Here is a 22,954-nt window from a genome sequence, read left to right on the forward strand (position 1 = left end):
GAGTTTTGACGTGATCCAGACTGTCATGAAAGTTTCATATTCAGGCTATTTCCGGGAGCGGGAAAATAATCTACTATTTTAGTCAGGAAACGAGATTTCCTGAAACAACGAAAGGATACTGATTGGAGACATTTCTTGTGATTACCGTGCTCGTTGGAGGCTTCGCACTGATCTTTGCGCTGATCGCAAGGGCAGAAAGAGGCGCCACCACCCAGACCACTGCAAACACCAAGCGCAGGTGGGGCAATTCGGGAGGCTCAGGCGATGGAGGTGGAGGCTGGTTCGATGCCTCAGGCGACGGCGGCTGTGATGGCGGTGGCGGAGATGGCGGAGGAGGAGACTAAATCACACTGAAATCGATAGAATGCCCGACCGCCTCAAGGCGGTTTTTTGTTGCCCGGATTCCAGGCGGGGCGAGATGGCGACCGGCTTCTGCGCCAGGTGCGCACCGACAGCAAGGAATAGCCGCCTATACGCTGGCCGGCTGTGCAGCCCGGATCAATGCAACGGCATCACAAAGGTGAAGCGCGTCTCCGTGTCATCGGAACTGACCGTGATCGTCCCGCCATGGGCGCGGGCGATTTCCGAAGCGATGTGCAGACCGAGCCCCAATCCTCTTTGACTTGTGCCGATTTCGCCTCTGAAATAAGGCTGAAAAAGCCTTGTCATCGCATCGCAGGAAATCGGAGGGCCGCTGTTGGCGATCCAAAGTTCCAGTCTTCCGTCGACAGTTGCCGCCGAGAGCCGCACCGGTTCGTCCGACTTCCCATGGGTAAGGGCATTTCCGAGCAGATTGGACACCAGCTGGCCAATCCGGCCGCTGTCGCAATTTATCGGTCCGGCGAATTCGATACTCACCTCAATCCCGCGGTCGAGATGACAGGAGCGGAGTTCTCCGATGACCTCTCGCAGGATCGGTTCGAGATGCTCCGCTCGCCTCTCGAGCGTGATGCCGCCACCCAATCGTCCGCGCGCGAAGTCGAGGACGTTGTCGATCAGGCCGGACATGCGAACGACGCTGCCCTGCATCAAATCGAGAACGTTAATCGAGCGATCGGTCTGTTCCTCCTTTCGCAGCATGCGCGCCGCGGCGGCAATCGAGGCAAGCGGGTTGCGCAGATCATGGCCAAGGACAGCGATGAACTGCTCCCGCAATTCGGCGGTTTGCTGTTCAAGGTCGAGCTGGGATTTGACGATGGCACCGGCTGCATCGGCGGCTGCGCGCGCCTCGAGCAGCTCCCGTTCATAACGGCGACGCTCGGCAGCCTGGAACATCGTCACACGGGTGAAAAGCAAGGCACCGTCTTCTGCGCGTCTTTCCATTGCATTGGCGAGCACGGGCAAGGTTCTGCCGTCCGCCGTCACAAGATCGAGGGCAACCTCATTGAAAAACCCCTGCATGCGCAGCAGAGGCGCAAAATGGGTCTCGTAAAATATACGGCCCGACGTGTTGAGCAGGTCGCGAAGTCGTTTGCCGAGGAGTTGCTCGGCAGGTATGCCGATCCAGGTCGATAGCGTTCGGTTCACCTTGACGATGTGTCCGTCCGGCTGCAGCGAAAGATAGCCGCATGGCGCGTTTTCGTACAGGTCCTCAAGGTCTTCCGCCGGCATGACGATCTGCGTGTCGCCACCGGTCATCGAACGAACCGCCGGATTGCAGATATGACCTCGTCGGGAGCGCTGAGGTTAGGGCAGTGGCCACTGGCGTTCAGCACGACCAATTGACTATTTGGGATCTGCCGATGGACGAATTCGCCGACCTCTTCGCAGGCGATGATATCATCGCGGCATTGAAGGATCAGCGTTCTGGCGGTGACTTCAGGAAGGTCGCTGCGATTGTCCGAGGTGAATGTCACCCGTGCAAACGCCTTGGCGATCTCAGGATCGGTGCGGCAGAAACTATTTGTCAGTTCTTCGCCGAGTTCCGGCCGATCCGGATTGCCCATGATGACGGGCGCCATGGCGGCAGACCACCCCATGTGATTGTCGTCCAGCGATGTCAGCAGCTCGTCTATATCCGGCGCGGTAAAACCGCCGATATAGTCATCGTCGTTGATATAGCGCGGCGACGGCCCGACAAGGATCAGGCTTTCAAACAGTTCCGGTGCCTGCAGCGACGCAATGACGCCGATCATCGCGCTGACGGAGTGCCCGACGAAGACCGTTTGCGTCAGGCCAAGTTCGCGGCAAATTTCCACGAGGTCATCCGCATAACCGGACAATGACGAATATTTCCCGGCATCATAAGCCGTAAGATCGGATCGTCCCGCGCCAACGTGATCGAACAGCACTGTTTTGAAGTCGGCCTCAAAAGCCGGGGCCACGAAACGCCACATATTTTGGTCGCACCCGAATCCATGCGAAAAGATCATCGCACGCTGGCCATCGCCCCGGACTTGAACATGATTTCGATCGATGACGGTCATCTCGCCCTCTTCCCTGCTTTCATAGCATGTTCCGCCTGTCTTGGATTGAGGAAAGAATTGGGCAATGGGTTCGATGTCGTGTGCCGCGATGCTCCAGAGGTGGCGGCCAGCCCTTTGCGGCATACCTCAGTCCATCACTTTCCGGAGCTTGAAGAAGAACCGCCGAGGGTCGCCGCGCACGCACATCATGCCGGCAATCTCGTCATCGTCCATCCTGCGGAAGTAGTCCACGATCGGCTGTTTGTCGTAGATCATCACAGCCGTTTCGATGCCGTCGAGGGCCTGAAGCCGCAACGAAGCGGTCGTGCCTCTCGCTCGAAGCAGCTTCTGCAGGTATGAGAACCAGCCGCGCGCGACGAACGTCCGGCCAAAGGGCGCCATCTTGATCGCCAGACCAATGGGTAAGAAACTTGGCTCGAGCGGCACGAGGCGGCCCGGTCTCCAGGTGAAGAGCAGGGCGTCCGCCCGCATGTCGGAATGGAAGCGCTTGCCAAACCAGTTGAGATTCTCAAGCACGCCGTCCAGTGGATGATCCGACGGAATACCGACGCCGCTCCAAAGGCCGACCATGTCCCTTGGCTGGACAGGATCCAGCGAGCGGAACCAGGCAGCCATCTCCTCCTGCCGGCCGCTTCGCATGGGTTCTCCTTCAGGGATGTTCATTGCGGAAAAATGAAAAGAAGGTTTGGAAGTTCCCGTTCATGCGGACCGGGTTGAACGCCTGGTGAGGCTTTCGCATAGATTCTATGTCTTTAAGCGCAACGGCCCCCGAAGGGGCCGTTGGGGTGTTCACCAGACAAGACCGGCCTATGCGTCAGGCGCGCGACGGCAGCAGGGGATAGCCGACCATGACGGCGCGGCCAAGCAGGGCTGCGACGAAAGCCTTGATCACATCGCCGGGAATGAAGGCCATCGAGCCGACGAAGGCTTTCGTGAAGCCGAGGCCGGCGACGGTGGCGAGATAGGTAATGCCGAAGGCGTAGAGTACGACGATGCCGCCGGCCATAGCGGTGAGGAAGAAGCTCACCGTCTGCACCAGGGCGGATTGCTGATGGTTGACCAGCCGTTCGCTGAAATAGCCGGTGACGAAGGCGGCAAAGATCCAGCCGATCAGGAAGCCGGCCGTTGGTGACGCGAAGATGGCAAGGCCGCCGCGGCCGCCGGAAAGCACCGGCAGGCCGATCGCGACCAGAACCAGCACGATCAGCACGGCAATCGCGCCGCGCCGGGCGCCGAGCACGACGCCGGCCATCATCACGCCGAGCGATTGGGCGGTGATCGGCACCGGAATGAAGCCGAGCGAGATCGGCGGCAGCAGGCCGAGCGCCACGATGATCGCGGCAAAGAGGGCGGTAAGAACGAGGTCGCGAGTGCTCATCATGAATTCCGTGTTTATCAATCGTTAACTCACATGCCGCCGAATGCCGCGCGCGTCAATCGCCGCGGCGATATTATCCGCATCCTTGAGCGTCAGGATGATCAGCGGCGCAAGCAGCGTCGTCGGCCGCACCTTCAGTCCGCGTGCCTTATGCGCCTCGCGGATCGCCTGATAACGCCCGACGATCTCAGGCACAAAACGCAGCACCAGCCCCAGCGCCAGGCCAATATCGTCGGCCTGCACCCAGCCGGTGCGTTCGAGCGGGCGGGCAAGCGCCGTCACCTCGTCGATGAACTCGGTGATCGACGTCGTCGCCGTCACGGTGGCGGCAAGCAGCATCAGCGCCGTCAGCCGCAGCAGGGGCACGAGCGCCTCCTGCCAGGGATTGAAGATGAGGTTGAAGAGTGCCACGACCGCGATCGTCAGGAAGACCGGCCGCAGCCGCCTGAGCCCATCGGCAAACGGCAGGCCGATCATGCGGTAGAGAACCGCCGTCAGCAGCACGGCGATCGAAAGCAGGATGAGGTTCCCGCTGATGAACAGCACCACGCCGAAGATCGTCAGCGACAACAGCTTTACCCGCGGCGAAAGCCGGTGCATCACGCTGTTGCCTTCGACATAGAGCGATTGCATCAGGCGGCGATCTCCTTGTAACGGGCGATCGCTTCGGCAGCCGGCGCATCGGCGGCAAGCCGCCCTTCATGAAACAGCAGCACCCGCTCGAAATCGGCGATCAGTTCCAGATCATGCGTGATGATGATGGCACTTTCCGGCAATCCGGCGATAATCCCTTCGACCAAGGCCCGGTTCTTGAGGTCGAGCTGGTTGGTCGGTTCGTCGAGGATGAGAATGCCCGGCCCCGTCGCCAGCACCGAGCAGAGGGCCGCCACCTGCAGCTCGCCGCCGGAAAGCTCGTGCGCGCGCCGATCGGCCAGCGCCTCAGCGCCGAAGCGGCCCAGCACGCCCTCGACCTTCGCCTCGATCTCCGCCTTGGTGAAGCCGCGCCGCTTCAGCCCGAAAGCGATGTCGTCTTTGACGATCGGCAGGATGATCTGGTTCTGCGGCGACTGGAAGATGAAACCGACATCGGCCACCGCAGTCTTTTCGTCGTTCGTATCGCGGCCGTTGACGGTGACGCGGCCGACCGATGGCTTGGTCAATCCGTTGATCAGCCGCGCGAACGTCGTCTTGCCCGAACCGTTCAGCCCGATGACGCCGATGCGTTTTCCGCTGATGCCGAGCGTCAGCGGCTGCAGCGCCACCCGCGCCCCGAAACTGACCCCGGCCTCTTCGAAACGAATATCCAAACCAATCCCTCGCATTTTTCACCGGAGGAGATTGCCGATGCCGGCCCCCCATCCGCCTGCCGGCACCTCTGCCTGGGTCGAGCCACGTGTCTCGACCCGTCCTTCGGACCCCCGCTCGCGGGGAGAAGGGATATGCCGCACCGGCTCCCTCAACCTCGACGCTGCGTTTGGCACGTCCCCTCTCCCCGCAGGCGGGGAGAGGGCTAGGGTGAGGGGCAGCCATTGGCGCCAACCTGACAGCAGTGCTTCTACACGGGGAATCGCGGATGATGAAAGCGCAAATCTCGCTGTCGATATTGGGTCGATATCGGGTGGCTAGGAAGATTTTCCGGATTATGATGTGGCCATGACGAATCTGCTTTCCAATTCCGACGCCCGCCGGGTCTTCCTTGCCAAGCAGGGCCTCAGCGCCCCGCCGAACCGCGCCTTGACCAAGGCCGGCCTGCTGCAGCTCATCCATGAACTGGGTTTCGTCCAGGTGGACAGCATCCAGACGGTGGAGCGGGCCCATCATCAGATCCTGTTTTCCCGCAACCAGACCTACCGGCGCGAACATCTGACCGCGCTGCTCGAAAAGGACGGTGCGCTGTTCGAGCACTGGACGCACGACGCTTCCATTCTGCCGAGCGCCTTCTTCGTCTATTGGAAGCACAAGTTCCTTCATCAGGAAAAGGTGATCATCGAACGCTGGCGCAAATGGCGCGGCGAGGGCTTCGAGGCGGCTTTCGAGGAGACCTATGAGCGCGTGCGGCGCGACGGCGCGATCCTGTCGCGCGATATCAAGGCCGACGGCCACGTTTCCGGCGGCTGGTGGAACTGGCATCCGAACAAGACGGCACTCGAATATTTCTGGCACACCGGCAAGTTCGCCATTGCCGGCCGCTCGAATTTCCAGAAGATCTATGATCTGGCGGAGCGCGTCATCCCGGCCGAATTCCGCGAGCCCGAGGTGAGCCGCGAAGAATTCGTCGACTGGGCCTGCCGCAGCGCGCTCACTCGCCTCGGCTTTGCCACCCATGGCGAGATATCAGCCTTCTGGAACCTGGTTTCGCCCGATGAGGCTAAAGCCTGGGTGGCGGCCCGTCGCGACGAACTGATCGAAGTGCTGATCGAACCGGCGCTCGGCGGCAAGGCGCGCCCATCCTGGGCCTTTGCCGATTTCCTGTCGACGCTCGACGATTATCCCGGCGCGCCGCCGCGCATCCGTGTGCTCAGCCCCTTCGACCCGATGATCCGCGACCGCAACCGCACCGAACGCCTGTTCGGCTTCTTCTACCGCATCGAGATCTTCGTGCCCGAGCCGAAGCGCGAATACGGCTATTACGTCTTTCCGCTGCTCGAAGGCGACAGGCTGATCGGCCGCATCGACATGAAGGCGGATCGGAAGAAATCAACACTCGATGTCAAGCGGCTGTGGCTGGAACCCGGCGTCAAGCCGTCGGCCGGCCGGCTGGAGAGGCTGGAAGCGGAGTTGGAGCGGGTCGCGCGGTTTGCGGGTGTGGAGAAGGTCGTGTTTCTGGAGGGGTGGAGAGGATAGTCGAACTACCCTCACTCCCTCATCCCTGTGCTTGTCACAGGGATCCAGCGCACCCAAGTCCTTGGGTGCGGGAAACTCTCTTCGTAGAAGCAAGTGAGTCATTCACGGCGCGGACGCGCCGTGGCTGGATTCCTGTGACAAGCACAGGAATGAGGGATGGCGAGGGTCCAAGCCCACGCCCGTTCAGCAGATCTCCGTCGTGCTGATCTTGATGCCGAAACCTTCGAGGCCGACATAGTGGCGCTCGCGGCTGGTGAGCAGCTTGATCGAGCTGACGCCGAGATCCCTGAGGATCTGTGCGCCGAGGCCGATTTCCAGCCATTCGCTGTCGCGCGTCTGGGCTTCGGCATGGGCTTCGCGGCCCTGGTTGCGGGCCTTGCGGCCGTTGTCGTGGTGGCCGACGCCAACCGAGCCTTCGCGCAGATAGACGATGACGCCGCGGCCTTGCTCGGCAATCTTCTGCATGTAGAAATCGACCGGGCTGTTCTTGCCGAAGAGATCATCGGCGACATTCTCCGGATGCAGGCGCACCGGAATGTCGACGCCGTCGCGGATGTCGCCGAAGACGACGGCGAGATGCTGCATCGGGTCCCAGGGCAGGGAATAGGTATGGGCCTTGGCCTTGCCGAACGGCGTCTCGATGTCAAAGCTGGTGCCGAGTTCGATCAGCGTCTCCTTGCGCTGGCGATAGGCGATGAGATCGGCGACGGAGACGAGCTTCAGCCCGTGTTGTCCGGCAAAGTCGACCACCTCAGGGCCGCGCGTGACGGTGCCGTCGTCGTTGACCAGTTCTGAGATAACGCCGATCAGCGGCAGGCCGGCGAGCTTGCAGAGATCGACGGCGGCTTCCGTATGGCCGGAGCGCATCAGCACGCCGCCTTCGCGGGAAACCAGCGGGAAGATGTGGCCGGGACGGACGAAATCGGAGGCGCCGACATTCGGATTGGCGAGGTTGCGCACGGTCAGCGTCCGGTCGTCGGCGGAGATGCCAGTCGTCGTGCCGTGCTTGAAATCGACCGAGACGGTGAAGGCCGTCGTATGGGCCGAATCGTTTTCCGCCACCATGGCGTTGAGGTTGAGGCGTTTGGCTTCTTCCTTCGGCATCGGCGCGCAGACAATGCCGGAGGTGTGGCGCACGATGAAGGCCATCTTCTCCGGTGTGCAATGCACGGCGGCGACGATCAGGTCGCCCTCGTTCTCGCGGTCATTGTCGTCCATCACGACGACGATCTCGCCGGCCTCGAAGGCCCGGATGGCGTCGACGACGCGCTTCTGGTCATAAGACATGGGCGAGCGCTCCTATTTCAGACGGCCGGTCTGGCCGCGGTCGCGAAGATAATGGTCGGCGACGGCGCAGGCGACCATCGCCTCGCCGATCGGCACGGCGCGGATGCCGACGCAGGGGTCGTGCCGGCCCTTGGTGCGGATATCGACATTCTTGCCCTCCGCATCGATCGACTGGCGTTCGGTCAGGATCGAGGAGGTCGGCTTGACGGCAAAACGCGCCACCACCGGCTGCCCGGTGGAGATGCCGCCGAGAATACCGCCGGCATTGTTGGAAAGGAAGATCGGCGTGCCGTCATTGCCCATGCGCATCTCGTCGGCATTGTCTTCGCCTGAGGTTTCGGCGGCGGCAAAACCATTGCCGATTTCGACGCCCTTGACGGCGTTGATCGACATCAGCAGCGAGGCGATATCCTGGTCGAGCTTGGCATAGATCGGCGCGCCGAGGCCGGCCGGCACCCCTTCGGCGATCACTTCGATGACCGCGCCGATCGAGGAGCCGTTCTTGCGGATGCCGTCGAGATATTCCTCCCAGACCGGCACGATTGCGGCATCGGGCGAGAAGAACGGGTTCTGATCGACCTGATCCCAATCCCAGTTGCGGCGGTCGATCTTGTGTTTGCCGATCTGCACCAGCGCGCCGCGCACGGTGACGCCTGGCACGACGAGGCGGGCGATGCCGCCGGCAGCAACCCGCGCGGCGGTCTCGCGCGCCGAGGAGCGGCCGCCGCCGCGATAGTCGCGAATGCCGTATTTGAGGTCATAGGTATAGTCGGCATGGCCGGGGCGATATTGCCGGGCGATCTCGCCGTAATCCTTGGAGCGCTGGTCGGTGTTTTCGATCAGCATGGAGATCGGCGTACCGGTGGTCGTCATCGTCTCGCCGTCGGCGTCCAGCATGACGCCTGATAGTACCTTCACCAGATCGTCCTCGCGCCGCTGCGTCACGAAGCGGGATTGTCCGGGCTTGCGCTTGTCGAGCCAGACTTGCAGGTCCTCGAGCTTGAAGCGCAGCCCCGGAGGGCAGCCGTCAACGACGCAGCCGAGCGCCGGACCATGGCTTTCGCCCCAGGTGGTTACGCGGAAAAGGTGACCGAATGTATTGTGCGACATGTGTTCCCACGGTGGCGCGCCAAAGCCGATCGCTGCCGGCCGCGCCATTGCTTGAAAAGGCGCGACACTCATAGGCCAAAAATCCGCCGAGGCAAAAGCCTTTCTTTGCGCCAAACCGCCAGCCCAGGAAATGCTGTTTCCGTCTTTGCCGGTGATCGACGGCGCATTGTGCCGTCACTCCCTCTGCGCAGGCGGGGAGGGGTCCGGACGAGGCCGATCAGCAGGCGGCGATCATGATGCCAGCCGCCACCCCGTTCCGGTCGCTTCCTCGGTGAAATCGTCGAAGGAGAGCGGCCGCGAGAAGGCATAGCCTTGCAGGATATCGCAGCCGAGATCGCGCAGCAGTGCGGCATGTGCCGCCGTCTCCACCCCTTCGGCCACCGTCTCGACGCCCAGCGAGCGGGCGATCTCGATGATCGAGCTGACCAGCGCCCGCTCCTGCGAGGCATTGACGATCGGCTGCACCAGCTGGCGATCGATCTTCAGGCGCTTCGGCTTCAGCTTCAACAGGCTGACGATAGAGGTATGGCCGGTGCCGAAATCGTCGATCTCGATATCGATGCCGAGCGCCTTGATGCGCTCGAGATTCTGCGAGACGACGTCCTCGCTCTCGTCGAGGAAGATCGATTCCACCAGCTCGAAGGAGATTTCGCCTGGACGAATATGCAGGTCGGCGAGTGATTCCAAGAGGCTGCCATCATGCAGCCGCCGCGCCGAAACATTGACCGAGACCTTGGGCACCACAATGTCGCGCGCTGTCCAGCGCACCTTGTCGCGCAGCGCCGTTTCGAGAACGATCCGGTCGAGCATCTGCACGACATTGATCTCGTCGGCAATGCGCAGGAACTTGTCGGGTGTCAGCAGCCCCTTGGACGGGTGATTCCAGCGCACCAGCGCCTCGACGCCCGTCAGTTCCATCGTCCGGGCAGAGAATTGCGGCTGATACCATGCGGTGAATTCGCCATTGTCGATGCCGGCAAGGATCTCGTCGGCGGTGCGCTTGGTGTTGATGATATCGGCCTGGAGATTGTGATTGAAGAATTCGAAGCGGTTGCGGCCCATGCTCTTGGCGCGGTAGAGCGCGATATCGGCATTGATCAGCACCTTGCGCGCATCGACATGGATGCCGTTGGCGAGCGCAATGCCGATCGACACGCCGCAGCGGCAGGAAAAGCCCTGGAAATCGATCGGCTGGCGCATCTCCTCGATGATCCGCGTCGACAGCTGCGCCATCTCCTTGTCGCCGACGTCGAGGGCCAGAATGACGAACTCGTCGCCGCCGATGCGCGCGACGATGTCGCTGCCGCGGACATTCTTGGCGAGCACCTTCGAGGCGTGCACCAGCATCGCATCGCCGGCCGCATGGCCGAGCGTATCGTTGATGTCCTTGAAGCGGTCGAGGTCGATGTGCAGGATCGAGAATTTCTGCCGCTGCTGGCGACCGTCATGGGTCAGGCTTTCCAGTGCGATATCAAGCTTGCGGCGGTTGGCGAGTGCGGTCAGCGGATCGTGCAGCGAATTGTGCTCGATCCTGTTCTTGACAAGCTCAAGCTCGATATTTTTGGCGACCGCCTCGTCCTTGGCCGCCTTCAGCCGGATCGTCATCAACACGTCTTCGGTGGCATCGAAGGCGATGCCCATGATCTTCATCTCGCTAGTCCCCGTCTGGTGGACCTTGCCGACCGAGCGCACATAACGCACCGAGCCGTCGTCGACCAGCACGCGGCAGACGAGGGTGTGTGTATCGCCGTTCTTCTTGAAGTGGCGTGCGCTTTCGAGCGCTAAGGCTCGATCCTCGGGGTGGATGCAGCCAAGCCAGATCTCCTCGGTCATGAAGCCGTTGCGCGGCGCAAGCCCATAGAGCTCGTGCATCCGCTCGTTCCAGATCGAGCCGCCCCGGCCGGGCCGGGCTTCCCATATGCCGCACTGATAGGAATTGAGCGCCAGGTCGAGCCGGCTGGAAAGCTCGGCGAGCTGCCCCTCCCGGCTCGAGAGCTCTTCAAGCGCCAGCTCCAGCTCGGCATTCTTAACCTCGCTCATATCCTTGGCCTTGCGCAGCGTGTCGGTGATCTCCGCATCGGCAGTCACGTCCCAGACGATGCCGATCGTCTTGCTGACGCCGCCGGCATCCGTATAGAAGGCGCCGACCGAGCGCAGGTGGCGGATACCGCCGTCGACAAGCATGATGCGGTATTGCGCCGTGCAGGCAGCACCGGCAATGCTGCAGCTGAAGAAATGCACTTCGGCGACGTCGCGGTCCTCGGGCAGGACCGCCGCCAGCCATTTGTCGAGCGCCCAGCTTCCTTCCTCAGCCGGCTTGCCGTGCAGGGCCGCGGCGCGCGTATCCCAGAGCAGGCTGCTCGAATCATCCTGCAGCTCCCAGATGCCGATATTCGAGGATTCCAGCGCCAGATTGAGCCGCTGCGACAGTTCCAGCAGTTTTGCCTCGCGCGTCTCCAGCGCGGTAATGTTGCGATTGCGCTCGCCGAGCAGGAGGGTCGCGAAGAAGATCGGCACGATGATGATGAAGCCGGCGGCGAGGATGATCAGACGCAGCTTGGTGCGGTTTTCGGGTATCGCGTCCCAGCCGCTGTTCGGGACGGCGGAAAGCTCCCACTTGCCGCCGGCAAAGCCGATCTTCTGGCGCATCGGATCCTTGCCGTCGATATCGGCCGACCCGAAGAACGGCGCCGGGAGACCAGCTTTGGCGGCGGCCGGCGAGGCGATATCCCGGATGGCGATCGAAAGATGGTCGAGATGCGGATAGCGTTCCTGATTCTCGCGGTCGCGTGCCGGCATCAGCCCGGTCGCCTGGTAGAACATCGTCTGGTCGATGGCGACCTCGACCGCCCCCCAGATCCGCCGCTGGCCGTTCTCCTTGACGTAAACCGGGAAGAAGATGGCAAAGGCGTCGCGGCCGTCAATGCTCATCGGGCCGTAGAAGCGCGCCGACTGGTTGCTGGCCGCGCTGGTCATCGCCTGGCGGAAGAACAGAACCTCGCGCACATCGTGGCCGATCCGCTCATTGCCGGACTGCGATGGGTGGATGTCGCGGATGATGAAATCAGGCGCGACGGCGATATGAATGAAAGACGGGTTCTGGATTAGCAGCCAGTTGATCTGGCGCTCCATCTCCTCTCCGTTTGCCGCGCTGACGGAGATCAGGTTCGTCAGGTCGCGCACGACGCTGAGGTCCATATTGATCTCGGCCATGACCCGGGCGCGAATGAGGTTCGTCTCGTTTTCGGTGCGGATATGAAGTTCGCGCACATGAGACGCAGTATTGGCCTGGTCGAGCCCGAAGCCGACCATGATGACGACCAGGGCGACAAGCGACGAAACCAGAAACGAGACGCGGCTATTCTTCAACACGCGCCGCAACTGCTTGCTGTCGCTGAGCCTGGATAACAAAATGAAACCCCCATGTTGACGAGCAACTGTAGGGCGCGCGGGTTAATTTACGATTGCCCACCGGCGATGCCGAGAGATCGCGGGAAGGGAAAAACCACGGATTAACGCACCATCTTGATTATATTTAAAATCCTATTCATCAATTGGGCGGGAAAAGCCATTCTTACGGGCAATTTTCGCCATATTCAGGAGCTTATCTGTGGCCAGTCAGTTTCTCGTGCAGCGTCTTAAAAGGATTGTCGCCATGCGTTTCGTCGTCGCCACGCTTTTGGCAACAGCAAGCTTCCTGTCACCGATGAGCGGTTTTGCCGAGAGCGCCGATGTCGAGGCGACCATCAAGAAGGTCGACACGGCCAACCTCGTGCTGACGCTCGATGACGGCAAAACCTATCAGGCGCCCGAGGAATTCAATTTCGACGGCCTCGAAGCCGGCGTGAAGGTGATCGTCTTCTATACCGAGGTCGACGGCAAGCGCGTCATCAACGATCTCGATATCGTTAAATAACCGGATCTCTGGAGAATGATCGGGTGAGGTACGGCGCCGATGGCTGCCCCTCACCCTAACCCTCTCCCCGCTCGCGGGGCGAGGGGACGTGCCCTACGAGAGCGAGTGGGGACGGAGAGGTCGCGGCATGGTCCCTTCGCCCCGCGAGCGGGGGGTCTGAAGGACGGGTCGAGACCCGTGGCTCGACCCAGGCAAAGGTGGCGGCAGCCGGATGAGGGGCAGGTCTCGGCAATCTCCTGGCCGACAACCCGCTCCTATCCCAATCCGACCTTACTGAACGCCCTGCAATGCCTACAGCCAGGCGATCGTCCGCTCAGTAGTTTCGATCCGGATGATCCGGTCCTGCGGGATCGCGCCTTCGGCAGCCGTGCTTTTCGGCAGGTCGGCGATCGTCTGGAACAGCGTGCGGATGACGCCGCCATGCGTCACGCAGACCGTCGGCCGATCGACGGAGTTCAGCCATGAGCCGGTGCGCCAGGAGAGGATTTCATAGCTTTCCGCGTCATCGCCGGGCGGGATGAAATCCCATTTCGAGGTGTTGCGTTCCGCCACTCGCTCGCGCTGCGTCGCCTTCAGCTCCTTGAGCGTCGAGCCCTCCCAGTCGCCGAAGGAAATTTCCACCAGCCTCGGATCGGTGCGATAGGCCAGCGGCGGCAGGCCCATGGCGGTGCGCATGATTTCCATCGTCGCGCGCGTGCGCTGGAGCGGGCTTGCGACGAAATCGAACTGGTCGATCGTGTCGCCGAGAATCCCGGCAAGCGCGATGCCGTTCTGTCGGGCCTGTTCCAGGCCCGTGGCGTTCATCGGGATATCCTTCTGACCCTGCAGGCGGCGCTCGGCATTCCAGGCGGTCTGGCCGTGTCTGATCACGTAGATAAGCACGGTCTCAGCTCCGCTCGAAATGCTCTAGTCCTTGATGACGGAAATGTCGGGCGCGTCGACCGCCTTCATGCCGATGACATGATAGCCGCTGTCGGCATGGTGCACTTCGCCGGTGACGGAGCGCGACAGGTCCGACAGGAGATAGAGGCCGACATCGCCGACTTCCTCGATGGTGACGGTGCGGCGCAACGGCGCGTTATATTCGTTCCATTTCAGAATATAGCGGAAATCGCCGATGCCGGAGGCGGCAAGCGTCTTGATCGGTCCGGCCGAGACGGCGTTGACGCGGATGTTCTGCGGGCCGAGGTCGACGGCGAGATACTTGACGCTGGCTTCGAGCGCGGCCTTGGCGACGCCCATGACGTTATAGTTCGGCATCACCTTTTCGGCGCCGTAATAGGTCAGCGTCAGCATGGCGCCGCCATCCGTCATCAGCTTCTCGGCGCGGCGTGCGACCGAAGTGAAGGAATAGACGGAGATCTGCATCGTCTTGGCGAAATTGTCGGCCGAGGTGTCGACGTAGCGGCCAGTCAGCTCGTCCTTGTCGGAAAAGCCGATCGCATGCACGAGGAAATCGATCTTGCCCCACAGCTTTTCGACGTTCTCGAAAACCTCATCGATGGTGGCTTCATCGGCGACGTCACAGTGGCCGACGAGCGTCGCGCCGATTTCGGCGGCGAGCGGCTCGACACGCTTCTTCAGCGCATCGCCCTGATAGGTGAACGCGACTTCTCCACCCTGCGCATGAATGGCCTTGGCAATACCCCACGCAATCGAACGATTGTTGGCGACACCCATGATGACGCCGCGTTTGCCTGCCATGAGGCCGGATGCTTGAGCCATATTTCGCTCCCTAGGATTCTGATCGATCCTGCCTATGGCATAGGCCGTTAATCGGTTCAAGCTTGGCCGGGATCATCAACTGTTAGGGATCGTAATAAAGGGTGCGAATGTCATAAAAATTTCATAGGAACAGGCCTTCGCGCATGCTCCGCATGAGATCGGTGATTTTGTCGTCGGGTTTTTCCCACAAGATAATGCGCAATTCGACAACGAGATCGCCTCTGCCGCCCTCTTCGCGGGGCAATCCCTGGCCGGGAACCCGGATCGTCTTGTCCGAGCCCGACCATGCGGGGATCGTCACGTTCAGCGGGCCGCTCGGCCCTTCGATGCGCGCCTCGGTGCCGAGCACGGCATTTTCGATGCTGAGGGGCAGCACCGCGTGCAGATCGAAACCGTCGACCGTGAAGCGCGGATCGGGCGCGATGCGAATGTTGACGACGGCGTCGCCGCGCTGCATGCCCGGCAGTTTGAAGCCCTGTCCCTTGAGCCGCAGCTCGTAACCGTCGGTCGTGCCTGCCGGCAATGCGAAGCCGATTTCGCGGCCCTCCGGCAATGTCGCAGTGATCCAGCCGCTCTTCAACACGTCGTCGATCGTGACCGTCGCCGTCGTCACCTCATCCGGTGCTTTATCGAGGCCGGTATCCTTGGCGCCGGTGAAACGGCGCACCAGGTTTGTCAGGATGCTGAGCGGCAGCGACAGGTTGGCGGCGGCATTGGCTGCAGTTTCGCCCGCTTCCTCGTCGCCCTTGGTGTCGGCCTCGGCGGCATCGCCATCCATGCGCTTGCCGGCGTCGCCCTGGGCGTTTTGTGTCTGCTGATTTTGGGCCTGCTGATATTGCGTCTGCTGGGCGCGACCCTGCGCCTGGCCGCCGGCAGCCGCGCGGGCCTGGGCGCCGAAAATGCGATCCACCATCTCGTCGGCGGCCTCAGCGGAACCTGCCTGTTGCCTGGAGCCGTCGGCGGCAGCCTTCTGGGCGGCGCGCGCCAACTCTTCCATCACGCGCTCGGCATTGGCCTGCGCCGCCTTGGCGCGCACTGCCGCCTCGCGGGCGGCCTGGCGCTGTTGCATGATCGTCTGTTCGTGCTTCTTGGCTTCGGCCATCCGCAGGGCATTGTCGAACAGGCTGCGTTTGCGCGGGTCCTTCAGCGTTTCATAGGCGCGGCCGATCTCGGCGAACCGGGCCGTCGCCGTCGGATCGTCCTGATTGTGGTCGGGATGGGCTGATTTGGCCATGTTGCGCCAAGCCGCCTTGATCTCGTCTACTGCCGCGTCGCGCTTGACGCCCAGAATTTTGTAAGGATCGCGCATGTTAAAACCGCCGGTGTTGCGATGCGGCAAGCCTCGTCCTTGCCCGGCATCCCCGTCCAATAAAACGTGTGTGGCGCCACCCGCTACAAAGGCAGGAACAGCCACTCTCAACGCTGATCCTGCGGCGGAGTTGCTAATCACTTGTTATTTCTGTGGAGACATGTGGGGTGTTTCGCGGCGAATGGTTAGCTCTTTGCTAAGCACTCGGCAGAAAGCGGTCGGGCGTTAACCTGTTGGCGACGGCGCTATGCGTCTTTTCGAACGCGCAAAGGGACGCGGTAATGGTTTGAATTTAGCCTTAGGTGGCGTGGACAACCGGTCCGGAAAATCGGCGGTGTCAAAGCGGCAACAATGCGTCAGGCTTCACATCACCGATTGATGCGTAACTGTGGGTTTCCCTGACGCCAGGAAGTGGCAGAATGACCCGCTGCAGGAATTCCTGAAACGTCGCCATATCAGCTATTCGTGCTTTGACCAGGTAGTCGAAGCCACCAATCACCATATGACATTCGATGATTTCGGGTGCCTTCGCAACAGCCTCTGCAAAGCGGTCGAAGACGTGCGGCGCGGTGTGATCGAGCCTTACCTCGATAAAGACGAGCGTGCCACGTCCGATCTTTGAAGGCTCGAGCACAGCCCGCACAGCGCGGATAAAGCCTTCACTGAAAAGCCGCTTGATGCGCTGGGATGCGCCCGTGGGTGACAATCCAACGCGTTCGGCGAGGTCAAGAACAGTCCGGCGACCATCTTCTTGCAATAGCCCGAGCAGCATCCGATCGACACGGTCCAAGTCACTCATTTCTGATTCACACTTTCCTGGGTTGGAATGCGCGATAATCACGCAAAGAAGTCGAAATTACTATATTTCGTCGCGCCGTTTGCCGCAATACGGTTGGAAAAGAACTAAACCCCAACCAGACGAAGGCAAGCAACATCATACACAGAACCCAACCTGCCTTAAGCACTCACACCAAAGGTGAGATCAAGATTCTCTCGCTGAGCGAAGCGGAGGTCAAAACATGCATCGACCTGCGCAAGCTGCTCGACGCGCTAGCGGACGGGTTCAAAGCGCTCTCCGACGGTCGTGTCGTCAATCCAGCGCGGCCACAACTCGATATTCCGAATGCAGGCTATTCGTTGGCGATGCCGGCCTGGATGAAGGGAATGCATTTGACCGTAAAACTGGTCAACGTGTTCGAAGGCAATATCGCCCGGGGCATGCCCAGTCACCTCGCAACAATACATCTCTTCGATCCAGAAACAGGAATGCCTGTTTGCATTATGGATGGCACCTACATCACGGCCGTACGCACGTCCGGTTCGGCCGTCCTCTCAGTGCGAGAACTCGCCAGGTGCAATGCCAAGGTCGCGACCGTCGTGGGCGCGGGCGTTCAAGCCAGCCAGCACCTTCACCTGTTGCCGCTCGTTCGCGATTTCCAGGAAATTCGAGTGTTCTCTAAAGATTTTGCTGATGCCCAGGCGCTGGCTTCACGTCATTCAGGCATCACTGCCGTCGAGGACCTCGAGGCGGCGATACGGTCTTCAGATGTTGTGTGCCTCGCGACGCACTCCTATGTCCCCGCAATATCGGCAGAATGGGTTCAACCAGGAACGCACGTGTCCTCGGTTGGTGTCGCGCCCCCCGGCGGCGAACTTCCGATCGATTTGATGGCTCGCGGCACCCTCTTTGTTGAGACGCGGGATTCGTTCGCGCCAACACCGGTGGGCTGCTGCGAACTTGCAAATATTGATCCCGAGGCAGGCACCGATCTTGGCGCGATGTTGCTGGGGCAGCGACCAGGTCGGACGTCAGATCAGCAGATCACGATCTACAAGGCCATGGGCGTCGCCATGGAAGATATGGTGACAGCCGACCTCGCTTACCGCGAGGCCAAGCGCCTGGGTGTGGGCCAAGCTATTTCTCTCTAGCGCATAACCCCGGAAATCGGAATCGATTTTCGGAAAGGATTATGCGCGGATTCAAAGTGATAGAGCGTCCTTGGCGCGTCTGAGAAGACGCGCGGCGCTCTAGGTGGCCTGGGCTGTTATCTGATCCATAGGACGGTCGCTGCGATGGTGACGACGGCGAGGTCGTTTCTCGCCGTTTTCTCGAAGCGCGTTGCGACCCTTCTGAACTGCTTGAGTTTGGAGAAGCAGCATTCGACCACACGACCTAGGAGGCTCAGTTCTCCCGCCGGATCAGCTCTCGGGCTGGAAGCTCAGAAGCTGCCAGTTACCGCCGCCGACGAGGCAGGTCTTGCCGTAGAATTTGGCGATGCCGACATAGGAATGGCGGGTCGTGCGGAACTGCCGGCAGACCTGGCCGGACTCATTGTTTTCGACGATCGTATCGATGACACCGGCGCTGCCCGTCGATGCATTTGCCCAGGGAAGCGGCTGGCCCTCGAGCCTTTGCACGTCGGCCGACGTCACGGCATTGCGCACGGTCATCTCGTCGGAGAGCGTGTCGGTGCTCGGCGGCGTTTGCGGCACGGTGCCGGTTGCCACCGACCGGTCGACCTTGGCGTCACTCAAGAAATCCATACCGCCGCCGACGCAGCCAGAAAGCGACAACATCGCGGTGCCGATGACGAAGAACGCGCGGCTGCGTCGCCGCAGGCCCCTTGAATGGCGAGATGACTTTGTTATGACTTCCACCCTGCATCCTGTCCAGTTATCAAAAGCTGGGCGAGTTTTGAATAATCCGGGGCATTTGAACCAATATGTCGGCAAACGAGTTAACAAGCGGTGACTTTACCGAAAGTGGCGAGCCCTTCAAGCTCTTTGCCGAATGGCTGAAAGAAGCGGAGGCCTCCGAGCCCAACGACCCCAATGCGGTGGCGCTGGCGACGGTCGATGAGGATGGTCTTCCGAATGTCCGCATGGTTCTCCTGAAGGGATTCGACGACGACGGTTTCGTCTTCTACACCAATTTCGAGAGCCAGAAAGGCCGCGAAATTCTTGGCCAGAAAAAGGCTGCCATGTGCTTTCACTGGAAAAGCCTGCGCCGCCAAGTGCGGCTGCGCGGCCCCGTCGAGATCGTCACCGATGCCGAAGCGGACGACTATTTCAAGACGCGGGCGCGCGGCAGCCGCATCGGCGCTTGGGCCTCTAAACAATCCCGTCCGCTCGAAAGCCGTTTCGCGCTGGAAAAGGCCGTGGCTGAATATACCGCGCGTTATGCCATCGGCGAGATTCCGCGCCCCGCCCATTGGTCGGGCTTCCGCATCCGGCCGACCTCGATCGAATTCTGGAAAGATCAGAAATTCCGCCTGCACGACCGGGTCGAATTCCGCCGGCCATCACCGGAAGGCGAATGGGACAAGGTGCGGATGTACCCGTAAGGGGCTTTACCGGCCCATCAGCTTCAGCGGTATGCCGGAAGCAAGCGCCGAGACATAGCGTCGCTTCTGGTAGAATCCATTGAGCGAAATGCGCGGGAGATAGCCGGTGAGCCGCGCTGCCGGCAGCCCGGGTTGCGTGGTGACCGCGAGGGTAAAGCCGAGATTGCGTGCGATGCGCGCCTCGCGGGCGGTCGCAGCCTCCGGCGTGCCGTAGGGATAGGCGATCGTCTCGGGACGGATGCCGGTCACCGCCTCGAGGTAATCCGCCGAAGCCTGCATCTCGATTCGCGCTTCGGCTTCCGGCAGGCGGGCGAGCGCGCGATGGCTGATCGTATGGGCGCCAAGCGCTGCGAGCGGATGGCTGGCGAGCCATTGCAATTCACCAGGCCCCATCACCAGTTCGCGGACGATATCCGTCGGCTCGATGCCGTTTTCCCGCGCCAGCAGATCGATGGCGGCGACGGCGCGCGCCTCGTCGGAGCGGTGGATATAGGCGGCAAAGCGGTCGAAGGCATGCCATTGCTGCTGCGGGCTGTCGAGCACCAGGCGCTCCATGCCGCGGCCGAAATCGAAGCGGATTTCTGGCGCCTGGCGCAAGAGGATCGCCAGCGTCTCCCACCAGATGCTGTGAGAGCCCTCGGCAAAACCCTTGGCTGCGAATACCGTGAACGGCGCCTGATGCCGCTCGAACACCGGTAGCGCATGTTCCAGATTGTTGCTGTATCCGTCGTCGAGCGTGAAGGCCGCAAACGGCTGTGCGCCCTCGGGCTCTGCCAGCAGCGCCGGCACCTGATCGAGCGGCACGAAACGATAACCCTGTCGCTTCAGCCGCCGCAGCGCCGCGTCGAGAAAACGCGGGGTGATTTCGAGATGCGCATTCGGTTCGAAGGCCTCTGGCACGTGCGGGCGGACATGATGCAGCGTGAAGACGACGCCGCGCCCGCGCGCTTCACGCATCAGCCCGGCCGAGCCAAGCAGCCAGGAAAGCTCGAGCCCGGCGCCGATCGCTGCGCGTTTTGCCAGTCGCTTGAATTGTCCCGTCATGCGGCGCCCGTTCCTTGCCTTTGCCGGAAACTAGCAAGTGCGACTTAAGCCTTGCTGAATCCCTGTTCGGAACAGGTCTTTGATTTCCTGTTAACCAAGGTGATGAAAAGACTAGAAAAATGATAGGCGTTGCCTCAAAGTCGCGCCAAACTTACGGCTTCTGTCACGTTACGGCACAAACGCCGGTCTGACCGAAAGCCTGCATCGAGGGCTGCGCATCAGGGGCCAGCGTATGAGGGGCCAGCGTATGAGGGGCCAGGGTATGAGGGGAAAGTGCATGAGAAAGCTTTTGGCGGCTGTTTTGACCGTGACGCTTGCCGTTTCGGCGCCTCTTGCGGCCCTTGCCGGAAATGCTTCGCTGATCCTCGATGCCCGGACCGGCAAGGTTCTCGCCGCCGAAAACGCCGATACGCTGAACCATCCAGCCTCGCTGACGAAGATGATGACGCTCTATCTCACCTTCGAGGCATTGAAGCGCGGCAAGATCACCTGGGACACCCCGATCAGGATTTCGAAATACGCCGCCGCACGGCCGCCGACCAAGCTTGGCGTCAAGGCGGGCGGCACGATCACCGTGCGCGAGGCGGTCTATGGCATGATCGTCAAATCCGCCAATGATGCCGCCTCCGCCATGGGCGAGAAGCTCGCCGGCTCGGAAAGCGGTTTTGCCCGGATGATGACGGCCAGGGCCCGCCAGCTCGGCATGAGCCGCACCGTCTTCGTCAACGCCTCCGGCCTGCCGGACGGCCGCCAGGTCACCACGGCGCGTGACATGTCGACACTCGCCGTCGCCTTGATGAAGAATTATCCGAACGAATACCGGCTGTTTTCGACGGCAAGCTTCAATTTCCGCGGCCGGACCGTGCGCGGCCACAACAATCTCATGTACCGCTACCAGGGCATGGACGGCATCAAGACCGGTTATACCAACGCCTCCGGCTTCAACCTCGTCAGCGCCGTCAGGGATGGCAACCGCCGCGTGGTCGGCGTCGTGCTCGGCGGCCGCACCGCCCGCAGCCGCGACGACAAGATGGCTGGTTTGCTCGACCGTTATCTCGGCCGTGCCTCGTCTTCCGGCGGCGCAAAGCTGGTGGCAAGCGTCGGCGCCAAGGAAACTGTCGAAGTCGCGTCCGCCGCCGACGCGTCTGATGTTCCGGTGCCGCTCAACGCACCGCGCCCGGCCGACGATCTCGCAGCCAAGAGCCTGGCTTATGCCGACGACGCCGTCGTGCCGCTGGATCGTCCCGTCGCGATGGATGAGATCCTGAACGCCGGCAAGACACCGAAGACATCAGCAGAGAGGACCAATGGAGACTGGCAGATCCAGATCTCGGCCGCTCCCAGCGCCGATGCGGCGCGCGCGCTTCTGGCCCAGGCGAAGTCGGAAGCCGGGGCGCCACTCGTTTCCGCTTCGCCCTATACCGAGGCGGTCGGGCAGGGGGCCAACAAGATCTATCGCGCCCGCTTCGTCGGTTTCGCCAGCAAGGATGCCGCCGTCTCGGCCTGCGATGCGCTGAAGCAGCGCTCCTATGACTGCATGCTGCTGCCGGATCGCGGCTGATCCCCGCCCGGCACTCCGGGCAATCCCGTTCTGGACAATTGTTGGGAATCAGCGTCTCCTCCATAAACAAAAGGAGAACGTTCATGCTGCGCCGTCTCGCCGATCAGTTCGAAATTTCTTCCTCCACCCATGTCGCCGCCAACGGCATTGAGCGTGATGCCGATTGGTTCCTTCTGAAACTGCAGGAGGAAATGGGCGAGCTGACACAGGCCTGGAACCGGCTGACCGGGCGCGGCCGTGCAAAGGGGCGTTCACCGGAAGATATGCAGCAAGACCTTGCCGACGAGACCGCCGACGTTCTCGGCCACCTCCTGCTCTTCGCCCGACGCAACGATATCGACCTTGCCGCCGCGATCGAACGGAAGTGGCTGTTTCGGCCGGCGCAAACGTCGAAGAACTGATGCAGGGCGGCCAAAACGTGCGGCGGTTTTCGGACGATGGCATAGTCGCTTTAGGCGAGGCTGTTCGTGTTCAGCCGCATCACGATCTTCCCAAAGGTTAAGTCAGCCGACCTTATGGCGGTAGAATTTGCTGTCCACCGCCATCAGCGGGAAGGAGCGGGGCAGGGCGCTCTTGGCAATCTCGGTAAAGCCGTTCTTCTCGTAGAAGCGATGCGCGGCGACGAATTTGTCGGTCGTGCCGAGGAAGATATCGGTGATGCCGGCATCCCTGGCGTGGGCAAAGAGGCGATCGAGGAGCCGCGCAGCGACGCCATGCTCGTGGCCGCGAACCGCAGCTGTGACGAACATCTTGCGCAGCGCCGCCTGGTTGTTGCCGATATCCTTGAGCCCGACCGTGCCGACGATGGCGCCATCCTTGACGGCAACCCAGAACTGCCCCTTGCCGGACTGATAGAAATCCGGGATGACCCGGAGATCCGGCTGCGCATCCGCGGTGATGTCGATGCCGAATTCCTCGCGCTGGATCGGCAGGATCACCGAAAGCACGGCATCGGCGTCATCGGCTGTGAAGGTCCTGATTTCGATGTCCGCCATCAGCCGATCCTTTGC

23 protein-coding genes and 1 pseudogene are annotated in these 22,954 nt (G+C 61.5%); 7 read left to right on the forward strand and 17 right to left on the reverse strand.

From position 1 onward, the window contains the following. Positions 1-122: 122 nt before the first annotated feature. On the forward strand, positions 123-344 hold the full coding sequence (locus J3P73_RS05630) for a hypothetical protein (RefSeq protein WP_130654773.1): 222 nt from the start codon (positions 123-125) through the stop codon (positions 342-344). 154 nt (positions 345-498) lie between these two features. Here J3P73_RS05630 and J3P73_RS05635 read toward each other — a convergent pair whose 3' ends face one another. The 6 genes from J3P73_RS05635 to J3P73_RS05660 all read right to left on the reverse strand — a co-directional run bounded on the left by J3P73_RS05635 (position 499) and on the right by J3P73_RS05660 (position 5,111). Next, entirely contained in the window at positions 499-1,638 is a 1,140-nt protein-coding gene (locus J3P73_RS05635) for a PAS domain-containing sensor histidine kinase (protein WP_207579790.1), read from the reverse strand. Then, the gene (locus J3P73_RS05640) at positions 1,635-2,426 is read right to left on the reverse strand and encodes an alpha/beta fold hydrolase (protein ID WP_130681120.1); all 792 of its coding nucleotides are present in this window, start codon (positions 2,424-2,426) and stop codon (positions 1,635-1,637) included. The genes J3P73_RS05635 and J3P73_RS05640 overlap by 4 nt, the downstream gene beginning before the upstream one ends. Before the next feature lie 126 nt (positions 2,427-2,552). Next, positions 2,553-3,089, reverse strand: coding sequence for a GXWXG domain-containing protein (locus J3P73_RS05645; protein ID WP_018068367.1), 537 nt, complete (start codon positions 3,087-3,089; stop codon positions 2,553-2,555). 151 nt (positions 3,090-3,240) lie between these two features. After that, the gene (locus J3P73_RS05650) at positions 3,241-3,804 is read right to left on the reverse strand and encodes a biotin transporter BioY (protein WP_018068366.1); all 564 of its coding nucleotides are present in this window, start codon (positions 3,802-3,804) and stop codon (positions 3,241-3,243) included. 24 nt (positions 3,805-3,828) lie between these two features. Continuing rightward, a complete protein-coding gene (locus tag J3P73_RS05655; RefSeq protein WP_018495509.1) occupies positions 3,829-4,437 on the reverse strand; it encodes an energy-coupling factor transporter transmembrane component T family protein in 609 nt (202 codons plus the stop codon). Continuing rightward, positions 4,437-5,111, reverse strand: a complete 675-nt coding sequence (locus tag J3P73_RS05660; protein WP_020397311.1) for an energy-coupling factor ABC transporter ATP-binding protein — start codon at positions 5,109-5,111, stop codon at positions 4,437-4,439. Before J3P73_RS05660 ends, J3P73_RS05655 begins: the two co-directional genes overlap by 1 nt. Positions 5,112-5,457: 346 nt before the next feature. On the opposite strand from J3P73_RS05660, the gene J3P73_RS05665 reads away from it, so the two are divergent. After that, on the forward strand, positions 5,458-6,648 hold the full coding sequence (locus J3P73_RS05665; protein WP_130681122.1) for a winged helix-turn-helix domain-containing protein: 1,191 nt from the start codon (positions 5,458-5,460) through the stop codon (positions 6,646-6,648). Between the two features lie 183 nt (positions 6,649-6,831). Here the strand turns inward: J3P73_RS05665 and ribB are convergent, their stop codons facing one another. From ribB to J3P73_RS05680, 3 genes are all read right to left on the reverse strand, one after another. Then, positions 6,832-7,935 (reverse strand): 3,4-dihydroxy-2-butanone-4-phosphate synthase, encoded by a 1,104-nt coding sequence (ribB, locus tag J3P73_RS05670; RefSeq protein WP_130681124.1) that lies wholly within the window; start codon positions 7,933-7,935, stop codon positions 6,832-6,834. Positions 7,936-7,947: 12 nt separating this feature from the next. Continuing rightward, positions 7,948-9,045 (reverse strand): chorismate synthase, encoded by a 1,098-nt coding sequence (aroC, locus tag J3P73_RS05675; RefSeq protein WP_024321246.1) that lies wholly within the window; start codon positions 9,043-9,045, stop codon positions 7,948-7,950. Positions 9,046-9,276: 231 nt separating this feature from the next. Next, positions 9,277-12,456, reverse strand: coding sequence for a bifunctional diguanylate cyclase/phosphodiesterase (locus tag J3P73_RS05680; protein ID WP_207579791.1), 3,180 nt, complete (start codon positions 12,454-12,456; stop codon positions 9,277-9,279). A gap of 244 nt (positions 12,457-12,700) precedes the next feature. Here J3P73_RS05680 and J3P73_RS05685 point away from each other — a divergent pair, with 244 nt between their 5' ends. Continuing rightward, positions 12,701-12,961, forward strand: a complete 261-nt coding sequence (locus J3P73_RS05685) for a DUF1344 domain-containing protein (protein WP_003569889.1) — start codon at positions 12,701-12,703, stop codon at positions 12,959-12,961. A 291-nt stretch (positions 12,962-13,252) separates the two neighbouring features. Here J3P73_RS05685 and J3P73_RS05690 read toward each other — a convergent pair whose 3' ends face one another. The 4 genes from J3P73_RS05690 to J3P73_RS05705 all read right to left on the reverse strand — a co-directional run bounded on the left by J3P73_RS05690 (position 13,253) and on the right by J3P73_RS05705 (position 16,794). Continuing rightward, entirely contained in the window at positions 13,253-13,843 is a 591-nt protein-coding gene (locus J3P73_RS05690) for a histidine phosphatase family protein (protein ID WP_018067978.1), read from the reverse strand. A gap of 24 nt (positions 13,844-13,867) precedes the next feature. Next, entirely contained in the window at positions 13,868-14,686 is an 819-nt protein-coding gene (gene fabI, locus J3P73_RS05695) for an enoyl-ACP reductase FabI (protein ID WP_018067977.1), read from the reverse strand. Positions 14,687-14,807: 121 nt separating this feature from the next. Next, positions 14,808-16,025, reverse strand: coding sequence for a J domain-containing protein (locus J3P73_RS05700; protein ID WP_178385452.1), 1,218 nt, complete (start codon positions 16,023-16,025; stop codon positions 14,808-14,810). Between the two features lie 307 nt (positions 16,026-16,332). Continuing rightward, the gene (locus tag J3P73_RS05705; protein WP_024324002.1) at positions 16,333-16,794 is read right to left on the reverse strand and encodes an Lrp/AsnC family transcriptional regulator; all 462 of its coding nucleotides are present in this window, start codon (positions 16,792-16,794) and stop codon (positions 16,333-16,335) included. Positions 16,795-17,033: 239 nt separating this feature from the next. On the opposite strand from J3P73_RS05705, the gene J3P73_RS05710 reads away from it, so the two are divergent. Beyond that, positions 17,034-17,924 (forward strand): ornithine cyclodeaminase family protein, encoded by an 891-nt coding sequence (locus J3P73_RS05710; protein ID WP_245002732.1) that lies wholly within the window; start codon positions 17,034-17,036, stop codon positions 17,922-17,924. 116 nt (positions 17,925-18,040) lie between these two features. On the opposite strand, the pseudogene J3P73_RS05715 reads toward J3P73_RS05710, so the two are convergent. Together J3P73_RS05715 and J3P73_RS05720 are read right to left on the reverse strand one after the other, a co-directional pair. Next, positions 18,041-18,163 (reverse strand): annotated as a pseudogene (locus tag J3P73_RS05715) (IS5/IS1182 family transposase); the annotation flags it as partial. Between the two features lie 31 nt (positions 18,164-18,194). After that, positions 18,195-18,653, reverse strand: a complete 459-nt coding sequence (locus tag J3P73_RS05720; RefSeq protein WP_024324004.1) for an RT0821/Lpp0805 family surface protein — start codon at positions 18,651-18,653, stop codon at positions 18,195-18,197. A 65-nt stretch (positions 18,654-18,718) separates the two neighbouring features. Between J3P73_RS05720 and pdxH the strand changes: the two genes are divergently transcribed. After that, positions 18,719-19,339 carry a pyridoxamine 5'-phosphate oxidase gene (gene pdxH, locus J3P73_RS05725; protein WP_012756311.1) on the forward strand — a complete coding sequence of 207 codons (621 nt, stop codon included), beginning with the start codon at positions 18,719-18,721 and terminating at the stop codon, positions 19,337-19,339. A gap of 6 nt (positions 19,340-19,345) precedes the next feature. Here the strand turns inward: pdxH and J3P73_RS05730 are convergent, their stop codons facing one another. Continuing rightward, a complete protein-coding gene (locus tag J3P73_RS05730; RefSeq protein ID WP_130689434.1) occupies positions 19,346-20,383 on the reverse strand; it encodes a polysaccharide deacetylase family protein in 1,038 nt (345 codons plus the stop codon). A gap of 277 nt (positions 20,384-20,660) precedes the next feature. Between J3P73_RS05730 and J3P73_RS05735 the strand changes: the two genes are divergently transcribed. Then, entirely contained in the window at positions 20,661-21,944 is a 1,284-nt protein-coding gene (locus tag J3P73_RS05735) for a D-alanyl-D-alanine carboxypeptidase family protein (protein WP_130689435.1), read from the forward strand. Positions 21,945-22,027: 83 nt separating this feature from the next. Then, a complete protein-coding gene (locus J3P73_RS05740; protein ID WP_130686006.1) occupies positions 22,028-22,345 on the forward strand; it encodes a nucleoside triphosphate pyrophosphohydrolase family protein in 318 nt (105 codons plus the stop codon). Between the two features lie 102 nt (positions 22,346-22,447). On the opposite strand, the gene J3P73_RS05745 is transcribed toward J3P73_RS05740, so the two are convergent. Then, entirely contained in the window at positions 22,448-22,939 is a 492-nt protein-coding gene (locus J3P73_RS05745) for a GNAT family N-acetyltransferase (protein ID WP_024324008.1), read from the reverse strand. Positions 22,940-22,954 lie beyond the last annotated feature (15 nt).

This window comes from Rhizobium ruizarguesonis (genome assembly GCF_017357285.1).
In the GTDB taxonomy this organism is placed as follows: domain Bacteria; phylum Pseudomonadota; class Alphaproteobacteria; order Rhizobiales; family Rhizobiaceae; genus Rhizobium; species Rhizobium ruizarguesonis.